This is a genomic window from uncultured Phocaeicola sp. (assembly GCF_948499155.1).
Classification (GTDB): Bacteria; Bacteroidota; Bacteroidia; order Bacteroidales; family Bacteroidaceae; genus Phocaeicola; species Phocaeicola faecalis.
Genome location: NZ_CAOOSE010000043.1, coordinates 1 through 25,623, shown reverse-complemented (window position 1 = coordinate 25,623; position 25,623 = coordinate 1). Strand labels below are relative to the sequence as shown.

The window sequence follows — 25,623 nt, the reverse complement described above, 5'->3', positions numbered from 1 at the left end:
GGATGTCATTCCGATTTTCTTTCCTAATAATCCTGGCATTTCAGTTAATTTTTAATGGATTAAACTTTAATTTCTACTTCTACACCACTCGGTAACTCCAACTTCATCAGAGCATCTACTGTCTTAGCTGTTGAGCTATAGATATCGATTAATCTCTTATAAGAAGAAAGTTCAAACTGTTCACGTGACTTCTTGTTAACGAAAGTCGAACGGTTTACAGTGAAAATACGTTTGTGAGTAGGCAATGGAATAGGACCGCTAACAATAGCGCCTGTAGCCTTCACTGTTTTCACGATCTTTTCAGCAGATTTATCTACCAAGTTGTGATCGTATGATTTCAGTTTAATTCTAATTTTTTGACTCATTAGATTGTTATTTATAAAATGATTAAAAACATATAAAGTGGGGCCGGATTAAGAGTCATTCGCTAACCCGTCGCCCCAAATTATTCTTTATTATACTAAGTCTACACGACCCTTCACTTCTTCAAGAACTGTCTTAGCAATTGAGCTAGACACCTGAGCATGATGGTCATAAGTCATAGATGAAGTTGCACGACCTGAGGTAATGGTACGCAAAGCTGTTACATAACCGAACATTTCAGCCAAAGGCACTTTTGCTTTAACAATACGAGCACCAGAACGGCTTGATTCCATACCTTCTACCTGACCGCGACGTTTGTTCAAGTCACCGATAACATCACCCATGTTTTCTTCGGGAGTTACAACTTCCAATTTCATGATAGGTTCTGTCAATACAGGGCCTGCTTTAGCACAAGCGTTCTTGTACGCCTGAATAGCACAGATTTCAAATGACAACTGGTCAGAGTCAACCGGGTGGAATGAACCATCCTTCAAAACTACTTTCAGTGAATCAAGCGGATAACCTGCCAACACACCATTTTTCATTGCTGTTTGGAAACCTTTCTGAACCGACGGTATGAATTCCTTAGGAATGTTACCACCCTTCACTTCATCAACAAACTGCAAGCCACCTTGAGTAAAGTCGTCATCAACCGGGCCGATTGCTACGATGATATCAGCAAATTTACCACGACCACCAGATTGTTTCTTGTAAACTTCACGTAACTCAACAGTCTTTGTAATAGCTTCCTTATAGTTAACCTGAGGTTTACCTTGGTTACATTCTACCTTGAACTCACGTTTCAGACGATCAATGATGATATCCAAGTGAAGCTCACCCATACCAGAAATAATAGTCTGACCTGACTGTTCATCAGTCTTAACTGTAAATGTCGGGTCTTCTTCAGCCAACTTAGCCAAACCGTTAGACAGTTTATCCAAGTCTTTCTGAGTTTTAGGTTCAACTGCAATACCGATAACCGGATCAGGGAATTCCATAGATTCCAATACAATCGGTGCTTCTTCATCACACAAAGTATCACCTGTACGGATATCCTTGAAACCAACACCTGCACCAATATCACCTGCACAGATTACTTCAACAGGGTTCTGCTTATTTGAGTGCATCTGGAACAAACGTGAGACACGTTCTTTCTTGCCAGAACGAGTGTTATAAATATAAGAACCAGCCTCTACTTTACCAGAGTAAACACGGAAGAAAGTCAAACGACCTACATAGGGGTCGGTTGCAATCTTAAACGCCAAAGCTGAAGTTTTTTCATCTTCACTAGGCTTGCGGTCTTCCTCTGCACCTGTATTAGGGTTAGTACCCACGATAGCAGGAGTATCCAGCGGAGAAGGCAAGAATGCACAAACATAATCAAGCAATGTCTGAACTCCCTTGTTCTTGAATGAAGAACCACAGAACATCGGAACGATTTCCATCTTCAAGGTTCCTGCACGCAGAGCACGCAAAATTTCTTCTTCAGTGATAGTAGAAGGATCGTCAAAGAACTTCTCCATCAAAGCATCATCGAAATCAGCAACTTTTTCAAGTAATTTTTCTCTCCATTCATTAGCTTCGTCAACCAAGTTTGCAGGGATATCTTCCACACTGTAGTCTGCACCCATAGTCTCGTCATGCCACAAGATAGCTTTCATCTTGATCAAATCAACAACACCCTTGAAACTTTCTTCTGCACCGATAGGAATTACAACAGGACAAGGATTTGCACCGAGCACAGTTTTCATCTGACGAACAACTTCAAAGAAGTCAGCACCCGAACGGTCCATTTTGTTAACATAACCGATACGAGGTACATTGTATTTATCAGCCTGACGCCATACTGTTTCTGACTGAGGTTCTACACCACCAACAGCACAGTAAGCAGCAACAGCTCCATCCAACACACGTAATGAGCGCTCTACTTCAGCAGTAAAGTCAACGTGTCCCGGAGTATCAATCAAGTTAATCTTATAAGTATTGCCTGCATATTTCCAACGAGTTGTTGTTGCTGCAGAGGTAATAGTAATACCACGTTCCTGCTCCTGAGCCATCCAGTCCATTGTAGCTGCACCATCATGAACTTCACCAATTTTGTGAGTCAGACCGGTGTAGAACAAAATACGTTCCGAAGTGGTTGTCTTACCGGCATCGATGTGAGCCATGATACCGATATTGCGGGTCAAATGCAAATCATTTTTAGCCATTTTCGTCCTTTACTTATTTAATTATTACTTGATTAGAATCTGAAGTGAGCGAATGCACGGTTAGCTTCTGCCATACGGTGCATATCTTCTTTACGCTTGAAGGCACCACCCTGTTCGTTGAATGCGTCGATGATTTCAGCAGCCAATTTATCTGCCATTGATTTACCACCACGTTTACGAGCGAAAAGGATCAAGTTTTTCATTGAGATTGATTCCTTGCGATCAGGACGGATTTCAGTAGGAACTTGGAATGTAGCACCACCTACACGGCGAGACTTAACTTCCAGCTGAGGAGTTACGTTATCCAAAGCCTTCTTCCAGATTTCCAAAGCTGATTTTTCTTCGTTAGGAAGTTTTGTTTTTACTGTTTCCAATGCAGCATAGAAGATTTCATAAGAGGTATTCTTCTTTCCATCATACATCAGATGGTTAACGAATTTAGAAACCTTCTGGTCATTAAATACCGGATCCGGAAGGATCACACGTTTTTTTGGTTTTGCTTTTCTCATTTTTCTTTAAAAAATAATGTTTTTTGTTTGGGGCTGCGACTCTTGTTTACTTCAACGCTTCCACCGAAGCATTTACTCAACCTTTATAGCTTATTCCAACAAACCAAAAACTTAAATTAAAATACTTTTTTCTTTTCGGAATTTCAGCTAGGCTTCAAATTACTTTTTACCTTTTCCTTTTGCAGGAGCTGCTTGTCCAGCTTTCGGGCGCTTAGCACCGTATTTAGAACGTCTTTGTGTACGACCAGCCACACCTGCTGTATCCAAAGTACCACGAACGATGTGATAACGTACACCCGGAAGGTCTTTCACACGACCACCGCGAACCAATACGATTGAGTGTTCTTGCAAGTTGTGTCCTTCTCCCGGAATGTAAGAGTTCACTTCCTTAGAGTTTGTCAGACGTACACGAGCAACTTTACGCATTGCTGAATTCGGTTTCTTCGGAGTAGTAGTATACACACGAACACAAACACCACGTCTTTGAGGACATGAATCCAGTGCCGGAGACTTACTTTTCTCAACCAAAACCTCTCTTCCTTTTCTTACTAACTGTTGAATAGTAGGCATTTTGTTTGATTTTTAATTGTTATATATTGTTTATTAATTTACTAATTCAATCCAAAACTATACATTTTGGGCTGCAAAGTTACGAATAACATTTTAATAAACAATACTTTTAAGCAATAAAAATAGTCTGTCTCTCAAAAAAATCTTTTGAAAGACAGACTAATATGCCATTTATACGACAAAGTATAGCTTATGCTTCTCCCTTAAAGCCGCTCATAGGCGGAATAAAAGTCTTGCCGTCAGGACCACCGTTGGCACCATTCATCTCTTCAGGCATACGGACCGGTCCGAAATTACGTTCATATTTTGCCACATTTTCTTGCAAAGCATACATCAGGCGCTTAGCATGCTCAGGAGTCAATACAATACGAGATTGCACCCCTGCTTTCGGCAATCCGGGCATTACACGCACGAAATCTACTATAAATTCAGAGCTGGAATGTGTAATTATGGCAAGATTGGCATAAGTGCCTTGTGCTACTTCTTCTTTCAACTCTATTTGGAGCTGATTGTTGTTTTTTTCGTTTTCCATGATTATTTTCTTCTATATTAAAAGGTAAATATTATCTGCTTCTTAGTAGCAGACGAGCAAAAGTAAGGAAAAGGAATCAATCAAGCAACAATAGACACACTAAATATCATTTTTTTCTATAGAAGAGAGAGCATAAGGAATAGTAAACCAGAAACAAGCTCCTTTTCCCTCCTCTGATTCTACACCAATACATCCTCCCATTTTTTCCACAATAGTGCGACAAATTGCAAGTCCCAGCCCCGTACCCGGTTTAGCGGAATCAAGTCTGACAAATCGTTCAAACACTTTTTGCTTTTGAGATTCAGGAAGACCGCATCCGGTATCAGACACATAAAAATAAAGCATTTTCCCATGAATTTCATAGCCTAAATGAATGCTGCCTTTGGTCGTAAACTTAATAGCATTTGTCAATAGATTAATAAGCACTTGAGAAAGCCGTTTTTTCTCCGTCACAATAAAGCAAGGAGCAGAAAGTGTAACACAATTCAAGACAACCTCCTCTGTGATAATCCGTGTACGCATCGCGCTTGCCAGTTCTTCCAGTAACATATTCAGTTCCACTTCTTCCTCTGCAAAAGTCAATGTTCCCGATTCTATTTTCGACAGGTCCAAAATATCATTAATAAGCTGAAGCAACAATGAACAATTATTTTCCAGAACGTCCGCATACATTCGCTTTTCTTCCTCGGTAGCAGCAGTAACAATCAAGTTCGAGAACCCCATAATAACATTAAGCGGCGTTCGTATCTCATGGCTCATATTGGCAAGAAACACCGATTTGTTTTGATTAGCGGCTTCGGCTTGAGCCTGTGCAGCCCTAGCTTCCCTCAATTCGACTTGTAATTGGCGGTTGAGTTCTTCCAGTTCTTCTATTGTTTTCATAGCGGCCTAATGTATCTCCCTCCCTGCTCCCTAAGGATGGCATAAATATATAAAAGCGTGGGAACTGTTTTAATGTCTTATCTGCGTTAGAGGTATCCCCATACCCACGGAACAAATAAAAACAACAGTCCCACGCCGTTATGCATATTTCCTTTTAGAAGGAAGTATAAACACACGACGTGAGCGTTCTGTTGTATCCACTTTGTTCCGCTTCGAAAATTGGGGATTTTCTAACACAAAGTAATATCAAAAACGCTCTATTAACATTAACATATCAAACACGAACTCTCTTTGTCGCTTTGACTGACTACAAATATAGATATATTATTCTGAAAAAGGGACTATTATTATCAAACTTTTAGAAAAACAATGAGAGTCTGTTTAAAAATGGCTGAAATCTTTTTATCATCAAATATGATTTACGAATAATTTGGAAGATCGGTTGCCAATTCACACGTAGGCACGCATCGGTTCATACATACGGTGGCGTAAGCCTACACATACGTATGCATAAGCCTATACATATATATGTCATTGTGTCAGGTTAAGTCGACCTTATTAGCTAAGAAATCTGTGCTATGTAATGGCGGGGAAAAGTGATAGAGCCAGAGAAAGAGAATATACCGGTTTATTAAATAAAAAAGGTCGGTCTCCCCTTAGGAAAACCGACCTTCTATTTAGAGTCTTGATGAATTGTATTATTCTACTTCACTATAGTCAAGTACATTTTTGCGATTTGCCAAGATGCGGTCGTATTCTTCTTTTGAACCAACAACAATCTTTTCAAATTCACGCTGTCCGGTACCGGCAGGAATCAAGTGACCACAAATCACATTTTCCTTCATACCTTCCAGTTTATCTACTTTACCATTGATGGCAGCTTCGTTCAGAACCTTGGTTGTTTCCTGGAATGATGCAGCCGACATGAAGCTTGAAGTTCCCAAAGCAGCGCGAGTAATACCTTGCAGAATCTGAGTAGATGTTGCAGGGATAGCGTCACGCACTTCAACGGGTTTCAAGTCACGACGCTTCAACATACTGTTCTCATCACGCAACTTACGGGCAGTTACAATCTGACCCGGTTGTAAGTTCTGAGAATCACCTGCGTCAACGACAACTTTCTTACCCCAGATGCGGTCATTTTCTTCCATGAAATCTTGCTTATCCACCACTTGCTGTTCCAAGAAGCGGGTATCGCCCGGTTCATCAATTTCAACTTTACGCATCATTTGACGAACGATAATCTCAAAGTGCTTATCATTAATCTTCACACCTTGCAGACGATAAACATCCTGTACCTCGTTTACGATATATTCCTGCACAGCCGTAGGGCCTTTAATGGCCAAGATGTCGGCAGGAGTAATCGCACCGTCAGACAGCGGAGTTCCGGCACGTACATAGTCGTTCTCCTGAACAAGAATCTGCTTAGAAAGATTAACCAAGTACTTCTTCACTTCACCCGTCTTGGATGTTACAATAATTTCACGGTTACCACGTTTAATCTTACCCATGGTAACTTCACCATCGATTTCAGAAACCACAGCAGGGTTGGACGGGTTACGTGCCTCAAACAATTCTGTTACACGAGGCAGACCACCGGTGATATCACCAGCCTTACCGACAGCACGCGGAATCTTCACAAGGATGTCACCGGCCTTCACCGATTGATTGTTTTCAATAACAACGTGTCCACCCACAGGGAAGTTATAAGTACGTATCAAGTTACCATCTTCTGTCGTAATATGAGCAGAAGGTACTTTTGTCTTATCCTTAGATTCGATAATGATGATTTCACGCAAACCGGTAGCTTCATCTGATTCCACCTTATAAGTTACGTTCTCAACCATACTTTCGAACTCAATCTTACCGGTTGCTTCGGTAATGATAACAGCGTTGAACGGATCCCATTTAGCAATCAGTTTACCTTTCTCAACCACATCACCGTCAGCAGCATACAATTTAGAACCGTAAGGAACATTATGAGTTGATAAAATGATACCGGTATTTACATCAATAAAGCGCACCTCAGCCAAACGGCCTACTACCACTTTCACGGCTTCACCGGTAGTTTCATCTACAGTATCAACAGTACGAAGTTCCTCAAATTCCAGACGAGCATTGTTTTTGGCAACAATACTTGCATTGGCAGCCATGTTACCGGCGATACCACCGGCATGGAACGTACGCAACGTCAACTGAGTACCCGGCTCACCGATAGACTGTGCAGCGATGACACCGACAGCTTCTCCCTTTTGAACCATACGGCTTGAAGCAAGGTTACGTCCGTAACACTTGGCACATACGCCTTTCTTCGATTCACAAGTCAATACAGAACGGATTTCTACGCTTTCAATCGGAGAATCTTCAATTTCCTGTGCAATATCTTCAGTAATCTCTTCACCTCCGGCAACAATCAACTTACCGGTTGTAGGATGAATAATATCATGTACAGAAACACGTCCGAGGATACGTTCGTACAGAGTAGCAATAACTTCATCGTTATTCTTCAAAGCAGTACAAACCAAACCGCGAAGTGTTCCACAGTCTTCTTCATTAATAATCACATCATGCGACACGTCTACCAGACGACGAGTCAAGTATCCGGCATCGGCAGTCTTCAACGCGGTATCCGCCAAACCTTTACGAGCACCGTGGGTAGAGATAAAGTACTCCAACACAGACAAACCTTCCTTAAAGTTTGAAAGAATCGGGTTTTCAATAATCTGAGCTCCTTCAGCACCGGCTTTCTGCGGTTTAGCCATCAAACCACGCATACCTGACAACTGACGAATCTGTTCCTTAGAACCACGAGCACCGGAATCAAGCATCATAAATACTGAATTGAAACCTTGGTCATCGTTCTTAATAGTCTTATAAAGGATATCAGACAAGTCACTGTTGACATGAGTCCATGTATCAATAACCTGGTTGTAACGTTCATTATCAGTGATGAAACCCATATTATAGTTCATCATGATTTGTTCTACTTCTTCGTTACCGCGTTTTACCAGTTCTTCTTTTTCCTTCGGAATGATAATATCACCCAAGTTGAATGACAGACCACCCTTGAACGCCATATGGTAACCTAAGTTCTTAATACCATCCAAGAATTCACAAGCACGAGCAACACCCACCGCCTTGATAACATCACTAATGATGTCACGCAAAGACTTTTTAGAAATAATGGTATTCAGATAACCCACTTCTGCCGGAACGATTTCATTTACAATCACACGGCCTACAGAAGTTTCCTTCATCATTACATCTACAATATTGCCATCCTTATCCAAGTCTTTTACGACAACGTTGATAATTGCATGGATATCTACCTTACCTTCATTATAAGCAATCAAAGCTTCTTCCGGTCCATAGAACGTCAGTCCCTCACCTTTAGCACCTTTTCTCAGTTTTGTAATATAATACAAACCGAGTACCATATCCTGGGCGGGTACGGTGATAGGCGCACCATTAGCCGGGTTCAAAATATTATGTGCCTGAAGCATCAACATCTGAGCTTCCAATACAGCTTCATTGCTCAAAGGCAAGTGAACAGCCATCTGGTCACCGTCAAAGTCGGCATTGAACGCAGTACATGCCAATGGATGCAACTGGATAGCCTTACCTTCAATCATGTGTGGCTGGAATGCCTGGATACCCAAACGGTGCAATGTCGGCGCACGGTTCAACAATACCGGATGACCTTTCATTACATGCTCCAAGATATCCCAAATAACAGGCTCTTTACGGTCTACTATCTTCTTGGCTGACTTAACCGTCTTCACAATACCGCGTTCTATCAATTTACGGATAATAAACGGTTTGTAAAGTTCAGCAGCCATCAATTTAGGAATACCGCATTCTCCCATTTTCAGTTCAGGACCAACGACAATTACCGAACGGGCTGAGTAGTCAACACGCTTACCCAACAGGTTCTGACGGAAACGTCCTTGCTTACCTTTCAAACTGTCGGACAGTGATTTCAACGGACGGTTTGCATCTGTTTTTACAGCACTGGACTTACGTGAATTATCGAACAATGAATCGACAGCTTCTTGCAACATACGTTTTTCGTTGCGTAAGATTACTTCAGGAGCTTTGATTTCAATCAGTCTCTTCAAACGATTGTTACGGATAATCACACGGCGATACAAATCATTCAAGTCAGAAGTCGCAAAACGACCACCATCCAACGGCACCAACGGACGAAGTTCTGGAGGAATCACCGGAACAATACGTACAATCATCCATTCAGGTTTATTGCGTCCGCGAGATGCGCGGAACGATTCAACAACCTGCAGGCGTTTCAATGCTTCATTCTTACGCTGTTGTGAAGAGTCGTTGCTTGCCTTGTGACGCAACTCATAAGAAAGTGCATCCAAGTCAAGTTTAGCCAACAAATCATAGATGGCTTCAGCTCCCATCTTAGCAATAAACTTGTTAGGATCTGTATCTTCCAAATATTGATTTTCTCTCGGAAGTTTTTCCAGCAAATCCAGATATTCCTCTTCTGAAAGCAAATCATATTCATTTACGCCTTCTTCAGCGGCAGCACCCGGCTGAATAACGACATAACGTTCATAGTAAATAATAGAATCAAGTTTCTTGGTAGGCAATCCCAACAAGTAACCGATTTTGTTCGGCAATGAACGGAAATACCAGATATGTGCCACAGGCACTACCAACTGGATATGTCCCATACGTTCACGACGAACTTTCTTTTCTGTCACTTCAACACCGCAACGGTCACAAACGATTCCTTTATAACGAATACGTTTATACTTACCGCAATGACATTCATAGTCTTTTACCGGACCGAAGATGCGTTCGCAGAACAAACCGTCACGTTCAGGTTTGTAGGTACGGTAGTTGATAGTTTCAGGCTTCAACACCTCACCACTCGAATTCTCAAGGATTTCTTCAGGTGAAGCCAAACCAATTGAGATTTTCGAGAAATTACTCTTTATCTTCGTTTCTTTTCTAAAAGCCATACTTTCTTGTTTATATTGTAAAGAGTTATATTTTTATTATTCAAGGTTGATACTCAGTCCCAATCCTCTCAATTCATGTAACAATACATTCAGAGATTCAGGGATACCCGGAGTAGGCATCGGTTCACCTTTTACAATAGCCTCGTAAGCCTTAGAACGTCCAACAACGTCATCAGACTTAATAGTCAGGATTTCCTGCAGGATGTGTGCTGCGCCAAATGCTTCGAGCGCCCAAACTTCCATTTCTCCGAAACGCTGACCACCGAACTGCGCCTTACCACCAAGCGGTTGCTGAGTAATAAGAGAGTACGGACCGATAGAACGTGCATGCATCTTGTCTTCAACCATGTGACCCAATTTCAACATGTAAGTCACACCTACCGTTGCCGGCTGGTCAAAACGTTCACCGGTACCACCATCACAAAGATACGTCTTACAGTAACGAGGCAATCCGGCTTTATCCGTCCATTCATTCAAGTCATCCATAGATGCACCATCGAAAATAGGAGTAGCAAATTTCACGCCTAATTCTTTTCCGGCACGACCTAATACGGCTTCAAAAATCTGACCGATGTTCATACGAGAAGGCACACCCAACGGATTCAATACGATATCTACCGGAGTACCATCTGCCAAGAACGGCATATCTTCCTGACGGACAACACGGGATACAATACCCTTATTACCGTGGCGACCTGCCATCTTATCACCCACACCAATCTTACGTTTCTTAGCAATATAAACTTTAGCCATCTGAATAATACCTGAAGGCAGCTCATCACCTATTGTGATAGCAAACTTCTTACGTTTCAGCTCGGCATCCAGTTCTTTATATTTCTTCAGGTAATTCATTACCAAGTCACGAATCATATCGTTCTTGTGAGCATCCGCCGTCCACTTACTCAACTGAATCACTGTATAATCCAATGACTCAAGGTCGCGTTTTGTAAACTTAGCTCCCTTAGCGATAACTTCGGTTCCCAAGTAATCTTTTACACCCTGAGATACTTTACCATTAGTTAACACCAACAATTTATCAATCAAGATATCTTTCAGCTTAGCTGCCTTTTCATCGAATTCATCATTCAGTTTCGGCAAAATAGCTTTGTCGGCGTTCTTTTCACTTCTGGTTTTCACTACACGCGAGAACAACTTTTTATCGATAACGACACCACGCAATGAAGGAGAAGCTTTCAGTGAAGCATCCTTTACATCACCGGCCTTGTCACCAAAGATGGCGCGAAGCAGTTTTTCTTCAGGAGAAGGATCTGATTCTCCTTTCGGAGTAATCTTACCAATCAGGATGTCACCCGGTTCAATACGAGCACCCACACGTACAATACCGTTCTCATCCAAATCCTTAGTCGCTTCTTCACTCACGTTAGGAATATCAGAAGTCAATTCTTCCATACCGCGCTTTGTTTCGCGCACTTCCAATATATATTCATCCACGTGCACAGAAGTCAACAAGTCTTCACGTACTACGCGTTCATTCAATACGATAGCATCCTCATAGTTATATCCCTTCCAAGGCATATAAGCCACCAACAGGTTCTTACCCAATGCCAACTCACCACCTTGTGTTGAATAACCTTCCGTCAGAATATCACCTTTCTTCACACGCTGACCCTTATCACAAATAGGACGAAGGTCAATAGTCATGCTCTGGTTGGTCTTACGGAATTTAGGAATCCTATATTCTTTCAAAGCAGGTTCGAAGCTGACGAATTCCTCATCTTCCGTTCTGTCATACAGAATCCGGATAGTAGTTGCATCTACATATTCGATTACACCGTCACCTTCAGCAGCAATCTGAGTACGAGAATCTTCAACCAATTGTTTTTCAATGCCTGTACCCACAATAGGAGCCTCAGTACGCAACAAAGGAACTGCCTGGCGCATCATGTTAGACCCCATCAACGCACGGTTAGCATCGTCATGTTCCAAGAACGGAATCAAAGATGCCGCAATAGAAGCAATCTGTTGAGGAGATACATCCATCAACTCTACCTGATCAGGAGTAACAACCGGATAATCGGCATCGCGACGGGCCTTCACCTTGTCACGAACAAATTTACCTTCATCATCCAAAGGTGCATTGCCCTGAGCAATAATCTTATCTTCTTCTTCTTCTGCAGTCAAGTATTCAATTCCTTCATCAGAAATATCCACCTTACTATCAGCTACCTTACGATAAGGAGTAGAAATGAAACCGAGTTCATTAATCTTAGCATACACACACAAAGAAGAAATCAAACCGATATTAGGACCTTCAGGGGTTTCAATCGGACACAAACGACCATAGTGAGTATAGTGTACGTCACGAACCTCGAAACCGGCACGTTCACGCGACAAACCTCCAGGGCCTAACGCAGACAGACGACGTTTGTGAGTAATTTCAGCCAACGGATTGGTCTGGTCCATGAACTGTGACAATGCATTCGTACCGAAGAATGAATTGATAACGGAAGAAATCGTCTTCGCATTAATCAAATCAATCGGAGTGAACACTTCATTGTCACGCACATTCATACGTTCACGAATAGTACGAGACATACGAGCCAAACCTATAGCAAACTGATTGGACAACTGCTCTCCCACCGTACGCACACGACGATTACTCAAATGGTCGATATCATCAACATCAGCCTTAGAGTTAATCAACTCAATCAGATATTTGATGATCTCGATAATATCTTGTTTTGTCAATACCTTCACATCCATATCCGTAGTCAGTCCCAACTTTTTGTTGATTCTGTAACGGCCTACTTCGCCAAGGTCATATCTTTTTTCAGAGAAGAACAGGTTATTGATAACCTCACGAGCACTGGCATCATCAGCAGGATCTGCATTACGTAACTGACGATAGATATAAAGCACAGCCTCTTTTTCAGAGTTACTCGGGTCTTTCTGAAGAGTATTAAATATAATAGAATAGTCAGATGAATTAGCTTCTTCCTTATGAACAAGGATATTCTGAACGCCTGAGTCAATAATCTCATCTACGTGATCTGCTTCAAGTACAGTTTCACGGTCAATGATGACTTCGTTGCGTTCAATAGAAACAACTTCACCAGTGTCTTCATCTACAAAGTCCTCTGTCCATGTCTTCAAGACACGTGCAGCAAGCTTTCTTCCTACAACTTTCTTTAAGTTGGCCTTATTGACTTTAACTTCTTCAGCCAAATTAAATATTTCGAGGATATCTTTATCATTTTCGAAGCCGACAGCTCTCAACAGCGTTGTAACAGGCAACTTTTTCTTACGGTCGATATAAGCATACATTACATTGTTAATGTCAGTAGCGAATTCGATCCATGACCCCTTGAATGGGATAATACGTGCAGAATATAATTTTGTACCGTTAGCATGCACACTTTGTCCAAAGAATACACCCGGAGAACGATGCAACTGAGAAACGACAACGCGTTCAGCACCATTAATCACGAAAGTTCCCTTCGGAGTCATATAAGGAATAGGGCCCAAATAAACATCTTGAATAACGGTATCAAAATCCTCATGATCGGGGTCTGTACAATAAAGCTTCAATTTAGCTTTCAAAGGTACACTATAAGTGAGCCCACGCTCTAGACAATCATCTATTGTATAGTGAGGGGGATCAATGTAGTAGTCCAAGAACTCAAGGACAAAGTTATTGCGTGTATCAGCGATAGGGAAGTTTTCAGCAAATACTTTATACAGCCCGTCGTTCTTTCGTTTTTCGGGTGGGGTATCCAGTTGTAAAAAGTCTTGGAATGACTTCAATTGCACTTCCAGGAAATCCGGATACTTCATCGGATTCTTGATGGAAGCAAAATTTACTCTTTTGTTTTCTGTATTTGAAGACATCTGATAATTTATTTGTAGAACTTAATAATAATATAGACACAAAAAGGTTAAGAATCCTCGTCTAGAGGATTCCTAACCGAATTACCTGATAATCAGGCTTAATATTATTTAAGCTCAACTTCAGCTCCAGCTTCTTCCAAAGTTTTCTTCAGTGATTCAGCTTCGTCTTTAGCCAAGCCTTCTTTTACTGTGCTAGGAGCACCGTCTACCAAGTCTTTAGCTTCTTTCAAACCAAGACCACATGCTTCTTTAACGGCTTTAACAACCTGCAATTTAGCAGCACCAGCGCTCTTCAAAACTACATCGAAAGATGTTTTTTCTTCAGCAGCAGCTGCACCACCTGCAGCAGGACCAGCAGCAACAGCTACAGCTGCAGCAGCAGGTTCAATACCGTATTCTTCTTTAAGGATAGTTGCAAGTTCATTAACTTCTTTTACTGTCAAGTTAACTAATTGTTCTGCAAAAGCTTTCAAATCTGCCATTTTTGTATGATTTTAATTGTTTGTTACTAATTGATTATAAAATTGATTATTCGGCACGTTCGCCCAGAGTTTTAAGCACTCCATGAATGGTGTTACCACCTGATTGAAGAGCAGAAATAACGTTCTTGGCCGGTGATTGCAGCAAAGCAACAATTTCAGCAATAACTTCATTTTTACTCTTAATATTAGCAAGAGCTTCGAGTTGATCAGCACCTACATATATTCCTTCTTCTGCATAAGCAGCTTTCAGTGTAGGAACTCCATCTTTGTATTCTTTCAGCAACTTAGCAGGAACGTTTGCAGTTTCGCAGAACATTACTGAAGTTGTACCTTTCAAAGAGTCAAATAACGGAGAGAAATCAACATCTTCGATACTCATCAAAGCTTTGTGAAGCAAAGAGTTCTTCACAACTACCAGCTTAACACCGGCTTTGAAACATTTTCTTCTCAGGTCGCTTGTAGCAGCTGCATCCATAGCAGTTGTATCAACCAAGTAGAAATGTCCATATTCTTTTACGGTGTCAGCCAACTGACCAATAATAACGCCTTTATCTTCCTTTCTCATGATTCCTCCTTATTATTAGATTTCTTCTACAGTTTTGGGATCAATCTTGATACCCTTACTCATAGTACTTGAAAGATAAATACTCTTAATATAGGTACCCTTAGCTGAGCTCGGTTTCAGTTTAATGATAGTAGCGATAAATTCTTTCGCATTATCACGAATCTGGTCAGCAGTAAAAGAAACCTTGCCAATTGAAGTATGAACGATACCGCTCTTATCAACCTTAAAGTCAATCTTACCTTGCTTAACTTCCTTAACAGCTTTAGCTACATCCATAGTTACAGTACCACTCTTAGGATTCGGCATCAATCCGCGAGGACCGAGAACACGACCGAGAGCACCGATCTTACCCATGATAGACGGCATTGTGATGATTACATCAATATCTGTCCATCCACCTTTGATCTTTTCAATATATTCATCAAGACCAACATAGTCAGCACCAGCTTCTTTTGCAGCAGCTTCAGCATCAGGTGTACACAGAACCAAAACACGTACTTGCTTACCAGTTCCATGAGGCAGTGAAACTACGCCACGAACCATTTGATTAGCTTTACGAGGGTCTACACCTAAACGTACGTCAATATCTAATGAAGCATCAAATTTAGAAAAAGTGATATCTTTAACTAATTGTGCAGCTTCTTTCAGTGAGTATGCTTTCCCTGCTTCAATTTTTTCTGCAGCCAACTTTTGATTTTTTGTCAGTTTACCCATTATAATTGAAGTTTATTAGTTATTACCCGGGAATTCCCCTTTTACAGCGATACCCATACTTCTAGCTGTACCTGCCACCATAGTCATAGCAGACTCGATAGTAAAACAGTTTAAGTCAACCATTTTGTCTTGAGCAATCGCACGTACTTGTTCCCAAGTAATCTCGGCAACTTTCTTACGATTAGGCTCAGCAGAACCACTCTTAACCTTAGCCAACTCAAGCAATTGAATAGCTACGGGAGGAGTCTTAATAACAAAATCAAAAGACTTATCTGCGTAGTAGGTAATGATTACAGGTAAAATCTTACCTGCCTTGTCCTGGGTTCTGGCATTGAATTGCTTGCAAAACTCCATGATGTTAATACCCTTAGAACCCAAAGCAGGTCCAACGGGAGGTGATGGATTTGCAGCGCCTCCTTTAATCTGTAATTTGATTAGTCCAGCAACTTCTTTAGCCATTTTTTTCTAATTTTTATATATTAATTATAGCGAAAGACAATGCACGTAACAGAATGCATTATTCTTTCTCGACATCCATAAAGCCAAGTTCCAACGGAGTTTTACGTCCGAAGATCTTAACCATAACCTTTAGTTTCCGTTTTTCACTATTCACTTCTTCAATGAGACCACTGAATCCACTGAACGGTCCAACGATTACTTTCACTGTTTCTCCTACGGTATAAGGAACATTCAGTTCTTCACCACCCTCTTGGAGTTCATCCACCGTACCAAGTATACGATTCACTTCCGATTGTCTCAAAGGCACCGGATTCTCGGAGCCTCCCAAAAAGCCAATCACATTGGGAGTGTTTCTCAAATGATGAGCAACCTCACCGACGAGAGCAGCCTCGACCAAAACGTATCCGGGAAGATAACTTCTTTCCTTCACAATTTTCTTACCATTGCGAACCTGATACACTTTCTCGGTAGGAATCAACACCTGAGATACATACTCGCTAAGGTCACTATTCCTGATGTCAGCATCAAGATATTCCTTAACCTTGCTTTCTTTTCCACTGACGGCACGTAATACGTACCATTTTTTTTCAATCTCAGACATTTTACTCACAATTAATTAGTGCGGATAGATAATATCTTCCATTACGAACTGGAAGACTGAATCCATAAGAAAAACGACTAGTGCAATGAGTAGGGAAGCATATAAAACAACCACTGCACTATTTGAAAGTTCTTTACGAGTCGGCCATGATACTTTATGGACTAATTCGTCATAAGATTCTTTACAATAATTTGTTACTTTCTGAAACATATTCTTTCAAGTTTAGCACGGGAGGAGAGGCTCGAACTCCCGACACCCGGTTTTGGAGACCGGTGCTCTACCAACTGAGCTACTCCCGTAAAAATCAGTTCCCGGCGTTTTACGACCGAGAACTGATCATATTTTATAATGTGTATTAGTCAATAATTTCAGTAATCTGACCAGCACCTACTGTACGTCCACCTTCGCGGATAGCGAAACGCAAACCTACGTTGATAGCAACCGGGTAAATCAACTCAACTGTAATAGTTACGTTATCACCAGGCATTACCATTTCAGTTCCTTCCGGCAAAGTGATTTCACCTGTACAGTCCATAGTACGCAAGTAGAACTGAGGACGGTATTTGTTGTGGAACGGAGTGTGACGACCACCTTCTTCTTTCTTCAAGATATAAACCTCAGCTTTGAACTTAGAGTGAGCTTTAACCTGACCCGGCTTACACAGAATCATACCACGTTTGATTTCTGCCTTGTCGATACCACGAAGCAACAAACCTACGTTATCACCAGCTTCACCTTGATCCAACAGTTTACGGAACATTTCAACACCAGTTACAACTGATTTCTTATCTTCACCCAAACCAAGGATTTCAACTTCATCACCTACATGGATAATACCTGATTCGATACGACCTGTAGCTACAGTACCACGACCTGTGATAGAGAACACGTCTTCAACCGGCATCAAGAAAGGTTTATCGATATCACGCGGAGGCAATGGAATCCAAGTATCAACAGCTTCCATCAATTCCATAATCTTATCTTCCCACTGAGCAACGCCATTCAAAGCACCAAGTGCAGAACCGCGGATGATAGGAGTATTGTCACCGTCGAAATCATAGAATGAAAGCAATTCACGCATTTCCATTTCTACCAATTCCAACATTTCTTCATCTTCAACCATATCACACTTGTTCAAGAAAACAACCAGTCTAGGTACGTTTACCTGACGAGCCAACAAGATGTGTTCACGAGTCTGAGGCATCGGACCGTCTGTTGCAGCACAAACGATGATAGCACCATCCATCTGAGCAGCACCAGTAACCATGTTCTTTACATAGTCAGCGTGACCCGGACAGTCAACGTGAGCATAGTGACGATTAGCTGTTTGATATTCTACGTGAGAAGTATTGATAGTAATACCTCTTTCTTTTTCTTCAGGAGCGTTGTCGATTGAATCGAAAGAACGCAATTCTGAAAGACCTTTTTTAGCCAACACAGTAGTGATAGCAGCAGTCAAAGTGGTTTTACCGTGGTCAACGTGACCGATAGTACCAATGTTAACGTGCGGTTTCGAACGTTCAAATTTCTCTTTAGCCATAGCTTTACTTGTTATTTATTTGATTAATAATCAGCAATTACGTTATCTAAGAGCTGTTACCGAGATTTGAACTCGGGACCTCTTCCTTACCAAGGAAGTGCTCTACCACTGAGCTATAACAGCAAAAAAGAGCGGAAGACGGGGCTCAAACCCGCGACCCTCAGCTTGGAAGGCTAATGCTCTATCAACTGAGCTACTTCCGCAATTCTAAAGACCATTAGTCTCAATCAAAGTGTGGGCAAAGATGGATTCGAACCACCGAAGGCGTAAGCCAGCAGATTTACAGTCTGCCCCATTTGGCCACTCTGGTATTTGCCCTTACAGTTAAATAAAGAACTCTTTTTTCCTTATTGTTTTTTTTGAGCCTCTTGTCGGATTCGAACCAACGACCCCGAGATTACAAATCACGTGCTCTGGCCAACTGAGCTAAAGAGGCTTATTTCTAAAACTTTGCAGCTCCTGCCCCTCGAAGGGCTAAGCGGCTGCAAAGTTAGATATTTATTTTAATTCTCAAAAACTTTTAGCGACTTTTTTTATTTACCGCGTAGTTTTTCTTTCGTTTTTGTCAATTGCTTAGACAGTGCATCCACGCACACATCTATTGCTTCTTCAAATGTATCGCTCACCTTCTCCGCAAAAAACTCTCCATTCATGGCCAAAACTTTAATTCCGACCTCTTTATTCATAGCGGTTTCCGGTTTTACTACTTTTAATGACACCTCCACCTTATTTATATCATCGCAATACTTTTCTAATTTAGTCGCCTTCTTCTGAATAAAATCCTGAAGTTTTTCAGACGCATCGAAATGAATAGCTTGAATTCTTACTTCCATAATTACCTCCTTTTTTTACGCTCTTGGATGAGCTTGTTCATACACTTTTTTAAGTTCTTCAAAAGTCGTATGCGTATAGATTTCCGTCGTTGTCAGACTTTCATGCCCCAGAAGCTCTTTTACAGCACCCAACTCCGCCTGATTATTCAGCATCGAAGTAGCAAAACTATGCCTTAACACGTGCGGACTTCTTTTTTTAAGCGTTACAACTTTTGACAGGTTCCGTTTCACTAAATTATATACCTTCATGGGGTACAACCTTTTTCCATCCTGTTTGACGAAAAAAGCCTCCTCCCTATCGGGTATTGCTTCATCTCTTACTTTAATATAATTAAGCAACGCCATCCTCAGTTCATCACCGAAAGGAATTAGCCTTTGCTTATTTCTCTTTCCCGTTACTTTAATAAGAGAAGCCGAAAAGTCGACATCTGCATCATTCAATCCAATCAATTCCGAAAGCCGTATGCCTGTAGCATAAAACATTTCGATTATCGTTTTATCCCGACAGCCGGTAAATCCCTTTTCACAAGGAATTTCGTCCAACAGCCTATTCATATCTTCTTCCTTCACAAAGACCGGCAGAGGCTTCTTTTTTTTAGGACCAGTCACTTTACGCGTCGGATCCACCACCACTACCTTCTTTCGCAAGAGATAACGATAAAACGAACGGAGAGAACTCAGTTTCCTATTTACCGAAGTAGAAGTATATCCACCATCCATCAGGTTTACCACCCATGAACGGATGACGTCTGCATCTACCGTAGTAAAATCCACCTCCTCGTCAACACTCTTAAAGAACTCTTCAAATTTGGTCAAATCTGTTCCATAGCTAACAATCGTTTTCTCGGAACAGTTTTTTTCCAACCGAAGATAATCCAAAAAAGATTCTATTAACATAAGAAACGTCGCTTCATTAATTCAGCAACGAATATATGAAAAAGAATTCAATTATTCAAAGAAAGTGCGAGAATTAATTATTCTTCTACCTGCTGAAGTTTCTGCACGTATACAGCACGTTCTTTCTTAAGTCTGTTGATTACAGACGGTTTATCAAACTGCTGTCTAGCTCTCAGTTCTTTTACAACACCTGTTTTTTCAAATTTTCTTTTGAATTTCTTCAGCGCTTTTTCAATGTTTTCGCCTTCTTTTACTGGTACTACAATCATTGTTTTTAATAATTAAATTATGTTGTTACTAAATTTTTCTATAGTCAAATTGCGGCGCAAAATTACACATACTTTCTTTATTTACAAAACTTTCCGCAAATATTTATCTTAAATAATATAGAAATCGTATCTTTGTCATTGAGTTTAAGTTATTATAAACCAAAATACAATGAAATTTGAAATTAAACAAAGAGTAGCTGCTTTGCGTAAGATTATGCAAAGAAATGGTATACAAGCATTTATACTCCCCACTACCGACCCACATAATAGTGAGTATGTTGCCGCACATTGGGAAGCCCGCAAATGGCTGACCGGCTTCACCGGATCGGCAGGTACGGCAGTCATCACCATGAAAAAAGCAGGGCTATGGACGGACTCACGTTATTTCCTGCAAGCTGCCGAGCAGTTGGAAGGTACAGGTATCACCTTATTTAAAGACCGCATGCCCGGAACTCCTTCTATTGCCGAATGGCTTTCTAAAGAACTTAAAAAAGGAGATATCATCGGAATGGACGGATGGGTAAACGGTATCGATTTTAAGGAATCCCTTTACGCCGTTTGTTCTCCCAAGGGAATCCAAGTGGAAAGTGTTGCCGACCCCTTTGATGAAATATGGAAGGATCGCCCCTCGTTGCCATCCGACCCCGTATTTATATTGGAAGAAAAATATGCCGGACGCTCCTGCCGACAGAAAATAGAACTCATCAGAGAGGAAATACGCAAGAATAATTGCCAAAGTATCTTGTTATCCGCTTTGGATGAGATTGCATGGACACTAAACCTAAGAGGAAGTGATGTACATTGCAACCCCGTATTCATTAGTTATATGCATATCACTCAGAAGAAAGCTACCTTATATATAATAGAAGAAAAACTTTCGCCTGAGGTCAAAGTCTATCTGGAAGAAAACGGAATCATCCTCAAATCCTATCATCAGGTAGAGGGTGACATTAAGAAAGTGCGTCAGAACATCCAGGTGTCTCCGGCTCTCAATATGAAACTCTTTAATGCTGCCGGCTATCTAACTGCCAATGGCATTGACACCGGGCACAAGATAATGGAAATTCCTTCTCCCGTCAGTCTTCTGAAAGCGGTGAAAAACGAAACTGAAATAAACGGTTTTCGTCATGCCATGGAACGCGACGGCATAGCTATGGTTAAATTCCTAAAATGGTTGAAGACAGCTGTTCCCGCCGGAAATGAAACCGAGCTGAGTGTCGATCGGAAACTATATGAATTGCGTGCCGAACAAGCGAATTTCAAAGGAATCAGCTTTGATACGATTGCCGGATATAAAGAACACGCAGCTATCGTTCATTACGAAGCAACCCCCGAAACAGATATTCCTTTGAAACCCGAAGGTATGTTGCTGCTGGACAGTGGAGCACAATATTTGGATGGAACCACCGACATTACGCGCACCATCGTGCTCGGCCCCCTCAGTAATGAGGAAAAGACAGATTATACATTGGTACTGAAAGGATTCCTTCAGCTACAAAATGCCATATTTCCTGAAGGGACGTGCGGCACACAGCTTGATATTTTAGCGCGTCAAGCCATGTGGAAAGCGGGTGTCAACTATTTCCACGGCACAGGACACGGTGTCGGTCATTTCCTCTGTGTACACGAAGGCCCTCACCAGATCAGAATGAACTATATGCCCACTCCTCTCCGCCCGGGTATGACAGTGACAGACGAACCGGGCATTTATAAAGCCGGTCGTCACGGTATCCGCACCGAGAACACATTATTGACTGTTCCTGCAATGGAAACCGAGTTCGGTTCTTTCATGAAGTTCGAGCCGCTAACTCTCTGTCCCATCGACAAAGAGGCTATTGTGACCGATATGTTGACCGACGAAGAAATCACCAGGTTCAACGAATACCATGAAATGGTATATAATCGGTTGAGCTCTCAACTGAACAAAGAAGAGCAGGAGTGGTTAAAAGAAGCAACTTCACCTTTAAAACGCTAAGAAAGAATTATGGCACTTATAAAATCGGTAAGAGGATTCACACCTCAGATTGGAGAAAACTGTTATCTGGCTGACAATGCCACTGTCATCGGTGATGTCGTAATGGGGCGCGATTGCAGCATCTGGTTCAATGCCGTGCTGCGCGGTGATGTCAATGCCATCCGCATCGGCGACCGTGTCAACATTCAAGACGGGAGCGTGTTACACACCCTTTATCAGAAATCAGTAGTCGAAATCGGTAACGATGTATCCGTGGGACATAACGTAACCATCCACGGTGCAACCATCAAAGACGGTGCCCTGATAGGTATGGGGTCAACCGTGCTTGACCATGCCGTAGTAGGCGAAGGGGCTATCGTAGCTGCCGGAGCCTTAGTCTTGAGCAATACCATCATCGAACCGGGAAGTCTTTGGGCAGGCGTTCCCGCCAAGTTCATCAAAAAGATTCCCCCTGAGCAAAGTCGTGAACTGAATGAAAAGATTGCAAACGGTTATCTGATGTATGCCTCTTGGTTCAAAGATGAAGAAGCTAATGAAAAGAAATAAGCAATAACAAAAAACAAACTAGTATTCATTCTAATTTATTGATTATGAAAAAGTTACTTATTCTTGCCTGCATGCTGGTATTATTTGTATGCGGCGTTCATGCCCAGCAGGGTAAACAAGCACTTGGGTTTCAAGTAGGTTATGGAACCGAAATCGAAAGCGTGGGCATCGGTGTTAAATACCAATACAACATTCTTGATGCGCTGAGACTGGAACCATCTGTCAACTATTTCTTCAAAAATGACGGAGTTGATATGTTCGACTTCAATGTCAATGCTCACTATCTCTTTCCTGTGGCAAGCGGTGCACGTCTTTATCCGCTATTCGGATTGACTTATACAAATTGGCATTGGGATTTGGGTAAATTTGAAGGAATGGATTTAAGTGGAAATAAAGGAAAGTTCGGCGCTAATCTGGGAGCCGGTGCTGAATTTGACCTTAATTCGCAATGGATGATGAACTTCGAAATCAAATATCAGATTATCAGCGACCTTGACCAAGGCGTATTCAATATCGGATTTGCTTATAAATTCTAAAGATTTGCCGATAACATCTTTATTTACCCATAGGGGAAAGGGCAGGTTTTCCAATCTTTCCCCCTACGGTAAACAAACCAAACTGATCCCCACCCCTTTGAGAGTCTTTATCTGCACCTTTTCATCCTCAGCCAATAATTTACGAAGCCGTGTGACAAAAACATCCAGGCTGCGTGACGCAAAATAATCGTCCTCTTTCTCCCAAAGAGTAGAAAGAATAATCTCACGTTTCACCACTTCCCCTATCTTGACACAAAGCATTTTCAGCAGACTGGCTTCACGTTCCGTCAACGTCTTCTCCGTCCCCGAAACAAGATGCCTCAATACCGCATGGGCAGCATCAAACACATAACTCCCACCTATTCTATACATTTCACTCTCATTTCTGGCGCTCCCCCCCTGTTTCAATTTCAGCAGTGCACCGATATGCGCATCCAACTCTTCAGCCAAAAAAGGCTTCTTGATATAGTTATTCACACCCAGTTCATAACCTTTCACCACATCTTTGGGCGAGACGCGCCCCGAAGTAAATAAAATAGGCGTATCACCATCCAGTTCGCGAATACGTTTTACCATCTCATAACCGTCCATTACAGGCATTTCAATATCCGAAACAATCACATCAGGATGTTGACCTTTCCATATTTTCAACCCTTCTTCCCCATTCATGGCAGTCGTCACCTCATAACCTCCTATCATATCTTCCAGACCACCACGGATAATGTAACAAAGATTGGCATCATCCTCCACCAACAGCAACTTTATCATAACTTCCTCTCCTATTCTTTTTCTGTTTATTCCGAATCCATTATCACTTTTCCCCGGTCAGTTCAAGAACTCTTTTTGAGGCAGAGAAAGAGAAAATTCGCTATACTCTCCTTCGATGCTCTCTACCCTCACCGTGCCGCCATGTGCCTCAGCGACACGGAGTACATAGTTCAATCCCAGTCCGAATCCGGATGCTCCACCTTTCCGACTGCGAGTGGCGGCCGACGCACGCTCATATTTTTCGAATATACGGCTTTGGTCCTTCAAAGGAATGCCGAAGCCATTATCTTTTACCTTGATGACAACCGCACCGTCCGGCTTGCAAACAGAAGAAATAGTAATGTCAACCGAGGCTCCCGAATACTTAATGGCATTGTCAATCAGATTGCTGATTGCTTCCTTCAGAAATTCGCCATCTGCCAGAATAGTTTCCACCTCAAGGACCAGACTAAAATGCACCGGTTTGTCTGCCTTGGCGGAAAACTTTTCAATCAAGTCATCCAACATGTCACGCAACGAAAGCATTTCGCGAAAAAGTTTCAGTTGATGGTTTTCCAACTTCGAAAGTATCAGTACCTTCTCTGTCAATGCCAACAAATGTTCACTTTCATCCTTCAGGATATGAAAGAGTTTGTCGCGTTTATCAGGCCGGGCGTCCAATTTGCCGGTCTCTAATATTTGAATTCCCATCAAAATACTACTGATGGGGGTTTTCATGTCGTGAATCAAAGCATAAGAGAAATCCTCGCGAATCTTAGCTATTTTATTTTGACGGGCAATGATACGAATTTGACAGACAATACAACCGATAATTAATATCATCATCAGTACAGTGGCTATCAGCAATAAGGTCATTCTCTGAAAGATAACCCAATAAGGATTGACGATAAAAGCCTGCAAATTTTCCGTACGCTTGTAATTGAGAGGATATAATGGGGTACTCAGCATACCGTGCTCCCCTAACCGTAAGGGCCGGGAACTCTTGAGAACATGCCCTGAGGAATCAGTAATGCAACAAACCACTTTAGCATCAATGCCCTCCATATTCAAATTTGCCCGATAGATAGAATCCAAACTTGCCAAAGAGACAGATACCTTATATGTCTTCGCCACAGCTTCTTGTATAGAAATATGCATATTCGACATCAGCCATTGATTGGCATTATCATCCAACATCCCGCTTTCAGCAATGTCATAATCATCATCCAACTCCACTTTCACCCCAATAATGGTATCTTGACCTGCATATTTCTTGTTCAGCTCTGCCTTCAACACCTCCATGCGATGGAAGAGTTCTTGCATAGAAGCATCTTTGAAAACTTCATTGCTCCTGAACTGAATACTCTCTTTCGCCAGCTTACAGGTATTGACAAGCCACACATATTGCAAGCTGAAAATAGCCAGCAGACCAATAATTGCTATCCATCGTATATGTTTGATTTTCATATCATTACTCCCTTCCAAAGAACGTTAACGTATAGTTAAAATAAGCCCATTTTTATTTATTTTCCACCATTTTACCTACATACGCAAAT

23 protein-coding genes and 5 tRNA genes are annotated in these 25,623 nt (G+C 41.6%); 3 read left to right on the top strand and 25 right to left on the bottom strand.

Features of this window, described 5'->3' with window-relative positions; all coding sequences use genetic code 11:
- Positions 1-59: 59 nt before the first annotated feature.
- The 23 genes from rpsJ to rpsU all read right to left on the bottom strand — a co-directional run bounded on the left by rpsJ (position 60) and on the right by rpsU (position 20,263).
- Positions 60-365, bottom strand: coding sequence for a 30S ribosomal protein S10 (gene rpsJ, locus QYT14_RS18235; protein WP_005941888.1), 306 nt, complete (start codon positions 363-365; stop codon positions 60-62).
- Positions 366-455: 90 nt separating this feature from the next.
- Positions 456-2,573, bottom strand: coding sequence for an elongation factor G (gene fusA, locus QYT14_RS18230; protein WP_288325766.1), 2,118 nt, complete (start codon positions 2,571-2,573; stop codon positions 456-458).
- A gap of 32 nt (positions 2,574-2,605) precedes the next feature.
- Positions 2,606-3,082 (bottom strand): 30S ribosomal protein S7, encoded by a 477-nt coding sequence (gene rpsG / locus QYT14_RS18225; RefSeq protein ID WP_237039484.1) that lies wholly within the window; start codon positions 3,080-3,082, stop codon positions 2,606-2,608.
- 159 nt (positions 3,083-3,241) lie between these two features.
- A complete protein-coding gene (gene rpsL, locus QYT14_RS18220; protein WP_288325765.1) occupies positions 3,242-3,652 on the bottom strand; it encodes a 30S ribosomal protein S12 in 411 nt (136 codons plus the stop codon).
- A gap of 190 nt (positions 3,653-3,842) precedes the next feature.
- Entirely contained in the window at positions 3,843-4,184 is a 342-nt protein-coding gene (locus QYT14_RS18215; protein ID WP_237039483.1) for a DUF3467 domain-containing protein, read from the bottom strand.
- Positions 4,185-4,283: 99 nt separating this feature from the next.
- Entirely contained in the window at positions 4,284-5,066 is a 783-nt protein-coding gene (locus QYT14_RS18210; RefSeq protein WP_288325764.1) for an ATP-binding protein, read from the bottom strand.
- A 698-nt stretch (positions 5,067-5,764) separates the two neighbouring features.
- Entirely contained in the window at positions 5,765-10,054 is a 4,290-nt protein-coding gene (rpoC, locus tag QYT14_RS18205; protein WP_237039481.1) for a DNA-directed RNA polymerase subunit beta', read from the bottom strand.
- Positions 10,055-10,090: 36 nt separating this feature from the next.
- Positions 10,091-13,903 (bottom strand): DNA-directed RNA polymerase subunit beta, encoded by a 3,813-nt coding sequence (gene rpoB / locus QYT14_RS18200; protein WP_237039480.1) that lies wholly within the window; start codon positions 13,901-13,903, stop codon positions 10,091-10,093.
- Between the two features lie 104 nt (positions 13,904-14,007).
- Positions 14,008-14,385, bottom strand: a complete 378-nt coding sequence (gene rplL, locus QYT14_RS18195) for a 50S ribosomal protein L7/L12 (protein ID WP_005941908.1) — start codon at positions 14,383-14,385, stop codon at positions 14,008-14,010.
- Between the two features lie 46 nt (positions 14,386-14,431).
- Complete coding sequence (gene rplJ, locus QYT14_RS18190; RefSeq protein WP_237039479.1) at positions 14,432-14,950, bottom strand: 50S ribosomal protein L10; 519 nt, start codon at positions 14,948-14,950, stop codon at positions 14,432-14,434.
- Positions 14,951-14,965: 15 nt separating this feature from the next.
- On the bottom strand, positions 14,966-15,664 hold the full coding sequence (gene rplA, locus QYT14_RS18185) for a 50S ribosomal protein L1 (RefSeq protein WP_005941912.1): 699 nt from the start codon (positions 15,662-15,664) through the stop codon (positions 14,966-14,968).
- A 15-nt stretch (positions 15,665-15,679) separates the two neighbouring features.
- Entirely contained in the window at positions 15,680-16,123 is a 444-nt protein-coding gene (gene rplK, locus QYT14_RS18180) for a 50S ribosomal protein L11 (RefSeq protein ID WP_005941913.1), read from the bottom strand.
- Positions 16,124-16,181: 58 nt separating this feature from the next.
- Complete coding sequence (gene nusG / locus QYT14_RS18175; protein WP_237039478.1) at positions 16,182-16,724, bottom strand: transcription termination/antitermination protein NusG; 543 nt, start codon at positions 16,722-16,724, stop codon at positions 16,182-16,184.
- Positions 16,725-16,739: 15 nt separating this feature from the next.
- Positions 16,740-16,934, bottom strand: a complete 195-nt coding sequence (gene secE / locus QYT14_RS18170) for a preprotein translocase subunit SecE (RefSeq protein WP_117912541.1) — start codon at positions 16,932-16,934, stop codon at positions 16,740-16,742.
- Between the two features lie 16 nt (positions 16,935-16,950).
- Positions 16,951-17,023, bottom strand: a tRNA-Trp gene (locus QYT14_RS18165).
- Between the two features lie 56 nt (positions 17,024-17,079).
- The gene (tuf, locus tag QYT14_RS18160) at positions 17,080-18,264 is read right to left on the bottom strand and encodes an elongation factor Tu (protein WP_237039477.1); all 1,185 of its coding nucleotides are present in this window, start codon (positions 18,262-18,264) and stop codon (positions 17,080-17,082) included.
- A gap of 51 nt (positions 18,265-18,315) precedes the next feature.
- Positions 18,316-18,387, bottom strand: a tRNA-Thr gene (locus QYT14_RS18155).
- 7 nt (positions 18,388-18,394) lie between these two features.
- Positions 18,395-18,467: transfer RNA gene (locus tag QYT14_RS18150), tRNA-Gly, on the bottom strand.
- 32 nt (positions 18,468-18,499) lie between these two features.
- Positions 18,500-18,582 (bottom strand) — tRNA-Tyr (locus QYT14_RS18145).
- Positions 18,583-18,626: 44 nt separating this feature from the next.
- A tRNA-Thr gene (locus tag QYT14_RS18140) sits at positions 18,627-18,700 on the bottom strand.
- A gap of 97 nt (positions 18,701-18,797) precedes the next feature.
- Entirely contained in the window at positions 18,798-19,097 is a 300-nt protein-coding gene (gene raiA / locus QYT14_RS18135; RefSeq protein ID WP_237039476.1) for a ribosome-associated translation inhibitor RaiA, read from the bottom strand.
- 15 nt (positions 19,098-19,112) lie between these two features.
- Positions 19,113-19,994, bottom strand: a complete 882-nt coding sequence (gene xerC, locus QYT14_RS18130; protein ID WP_288325763.1) for a tyrosine recombinase XerC — start codon at positions 19,992-19,994, stop codon at positions 19,113-19,115.
- Between the two features lie 77 nt (positions 19,995-20,071).
- Positions 20,072-20,263, bottom strand: coding sequence for a 30S ribosomal protein S21 (rpsU, locus tag QYT14_RS18125; RefSeq protein WP_005941924.1), 192 nt, complete (start codon positions 20,261-20,263; stop codon positions 20,072-20,074).
- 169 nt (positions 20,264-20,432) lie between these two features.
- Between rpsU and QYT14_RS18120 the strand changes: the two genes are divergently transcribed.
- The 3 genes from QYT14_RS18120 to QYT14_RS18110 are packed head-to-tail and all read left to right on the top strand — an operon-like array spanning position 20,433 to position 23,320.
- Positions 20,433-22,238, top strand: coding sequence for an aminopeptidase P family protein (locus tag QYT14_RS18120; RefSeq protein ID WP_288325762.1), 1,806 nt, complete (start codon positions 20,433-20,435; stop codon positions 22,236-22,238).
- 9 nt (positions 22,239-22,247) lie between these two features.
- Entirely contained in the window at positions 22,248-22,784 is a 537-nt protein-coding gene (locus QYT14_RS18115) for a gamma carbonic anhydrase family protein (protein WP_237039473.1), read from the top strand.
- Positions 22,785-22,828: 44 nt separating this feature from the next.
- Positions 22,829-23,320, top strand: a complete 492-nt coding sequence (locus QYT14_RS18110) for a porin family protein (RefSeq protein WP_288325761.1) — start codon at positions 22,829-22,831, stop codon at positions 23,318-23,320.
- A gap of 63 nt (positions 23,321-23,383) precedes the next feature.
- Here QYT14_RS18110 and QYT14_RS18105 read toward each other — a convergent pair whose 3' ends face one another.
- Together QYT14_RS18105 and QYT14_RS18100 are read right to left on the bottom strand one after the other, a co-directional pair.
- Positions 23,384-24,088, bottom strand: a complete 705-nt coding sequence (locus tag QYT14_RS18105; RefSeq protein ID WP_288325760.1) for a response regulator transcription factor — start codon at positions 24,086-24,088, stop codon at positions 23,384-23,386.
- Positions 24,089-24,145: 57 nt separating this feature from the next.
- A complete protein-coding gene (locus QYT14_RS18100) occupies positions 24,146-25,534 on the bottom strand; it encodes a HAMP domain-containing sensor histidine kinase (RefSeq protein ID WP_288325759.1) in 1,389 nt (462 codons plus the stop codon).
- Positions 25,535-25,623: the final 89 nt, after the last annotated feature.

Excerpts from the sequence above, each read along its gene's own strand:
- rpsJ (WP_005941888.1), bottom strand. The coding sequence starts at position 365 with ATGAGTCAAAAAATTAGAATTAAACTGAAATCATACGATCACAACTTG.
- fusA (WP_288325766.1), bottom strand. The coding sequence starts at position 2,573 with ATGGCTAAAAATGATTTGCATTTGACCCGCAATATCGGTATCATGGCT.
- rpsG (WP_237039484.1), bottom strand. The coding sequence starts at position 3,082 with ATGAGAAAAGCAAAACCAAAAAAACGTGTGATCCTTCCGGATCCGGTA.
- rpsL (WP_288325765.1), bottom strand. The coding sequence starts at position 3,652 with ATGCCTACTATTCAACAGTTAGTAAGAAAAGGAAGAGAGGTTTTGGTT.
- QYT14_RS18215 (WP_237039483.1), bottom strand. The coding sequence starts at position 4,184 with ATGGAAAACGAAAAAAACAACAATCAGCTCCAAATAGAGTTGAAAGAA.
- QYT14_RS18210 (WP_288325764.1), bottom strand. The coding sequence starts at position 5,066 with ATGAAAACAATAGAAGAACTGGAAGAACTCAACCGCCAATTACAAGTC.
- rpoC (WP_237039481.1), bottom strand. The coding sequence starts at position 10,054 with ATGGCTTTTAGAAAAGAAACGAAGATAAAGAGTAATTTCTCGAAAATC.
- rpoB (WP_237039480.1), bottom strand. The coding sequence starts at position 13,903 with ATGTCTTCAAATACAGAAAACAAAAGAGTAAATTTTGCTTCCATCAAG.
- rplL (WP_005941908.1), bottom strand. The coding sequence starts at position 14,385 with ATGGCAGATTTGAAAGCTTTTGCAGAACAATTAGTTAACTTGACAGTA.
- rplJ (WP_237039479.1), bottom strand. The coding sequence starts at position 14,950 with ATGAGAAAGGAAGATAAAGGCGTTATTATTGGTCAGTTGGCTGACACC.
- rplA (WP_005941912.1), bottom strand. The coding sequence starts at position 15,664 with ATGGGTAAACTGACAAAAAATCAAAAGTTGGCTGCAGAAAAAATTGAA.
- rplK (WP_005941913.1), bottom strand. The coding sequence starts at position 16,123 with ATGGCTAAAGAAGTTGCTGGACTAATCAAATTACAGATTAAAGGAGGC.
- nusG (WP_237039478.1), bottom strand. The coding sequence starts at position 16,724 with ATGTCTGAGATTGAAAAAAAATGGTACGTATTACGTGCCGTCAGTGGA.
- secE (WP_117912541.1), bottom strand. The coding sequence starts at position 16,934 with ATGTTTCAGAAAGTAACAAATTATTGTAAAGAATCTTATGACGAATTA.
- tuf (WP_237039477.1), bottom strand. The coding sequence starts at position 18,264 with ATGGCTAAAGAGAAATTTGAACGTTCGAAACCGCACGTTAACATTGGT.
- raiA (WP_237039476.1), bottom strand. The coding sequence starts at position 19,097 with ATGGAAGTAAGAATTCAAGCTATTCATTTCGATGCGTCTGAAAAACTT.
- xerC (WP_288325763.1), bottom strand. The coding sequence starts at position 19,994 with ATGTTAATAGAATCTTTTTTGGATTATCTTCGGTTGGAAAAAAACTGT.
- rpsU (WP_005941924.1), bottom strand. The coding sequence starts at position 20,263 with ATGATTGTAGTACCAGTAAAAGAAGGCGAAAACATTGAAAAAGCGCTG.
- QYT14_RS18120 (WP_288325762.1), top strand. The coding sequence starts at position 20,433 with ATGAAATTTGAAATTAAACAAAGAGTAGCTGCTTTGCGTAAGATTATG.
- QYT14_RS18115 (WP_237039473.1), top strand. The coding sequence starts at position 22,248 with ATGGCACTTATAAAATCGGTAAGAGGATTCACACCTCAGATTGGAGAA.
- QYT14_RS18110 (WP_288325761.1), top strand. The coding sequence starts at position 22,829 with ATGAAAAAGTTACTTATTCTTGCCTGCATGCTGGTATTATTTGTATGC.
- QYT14_RS18105 (WP_288325760.1), bottom strand. The coding sequence starts at position 24,088 with ATGATAAAGTTGCTGTTGGTGGAGGATGATGCCAATCTTTGTTACATT.
- QYT14_RS18100 (WP_288325759.1), bottom strand. The coding sequence starts at position 25,534 with ATGAAAATCAAACATATACGATGGATAGCAATTATTGGTCTGCTGGCT.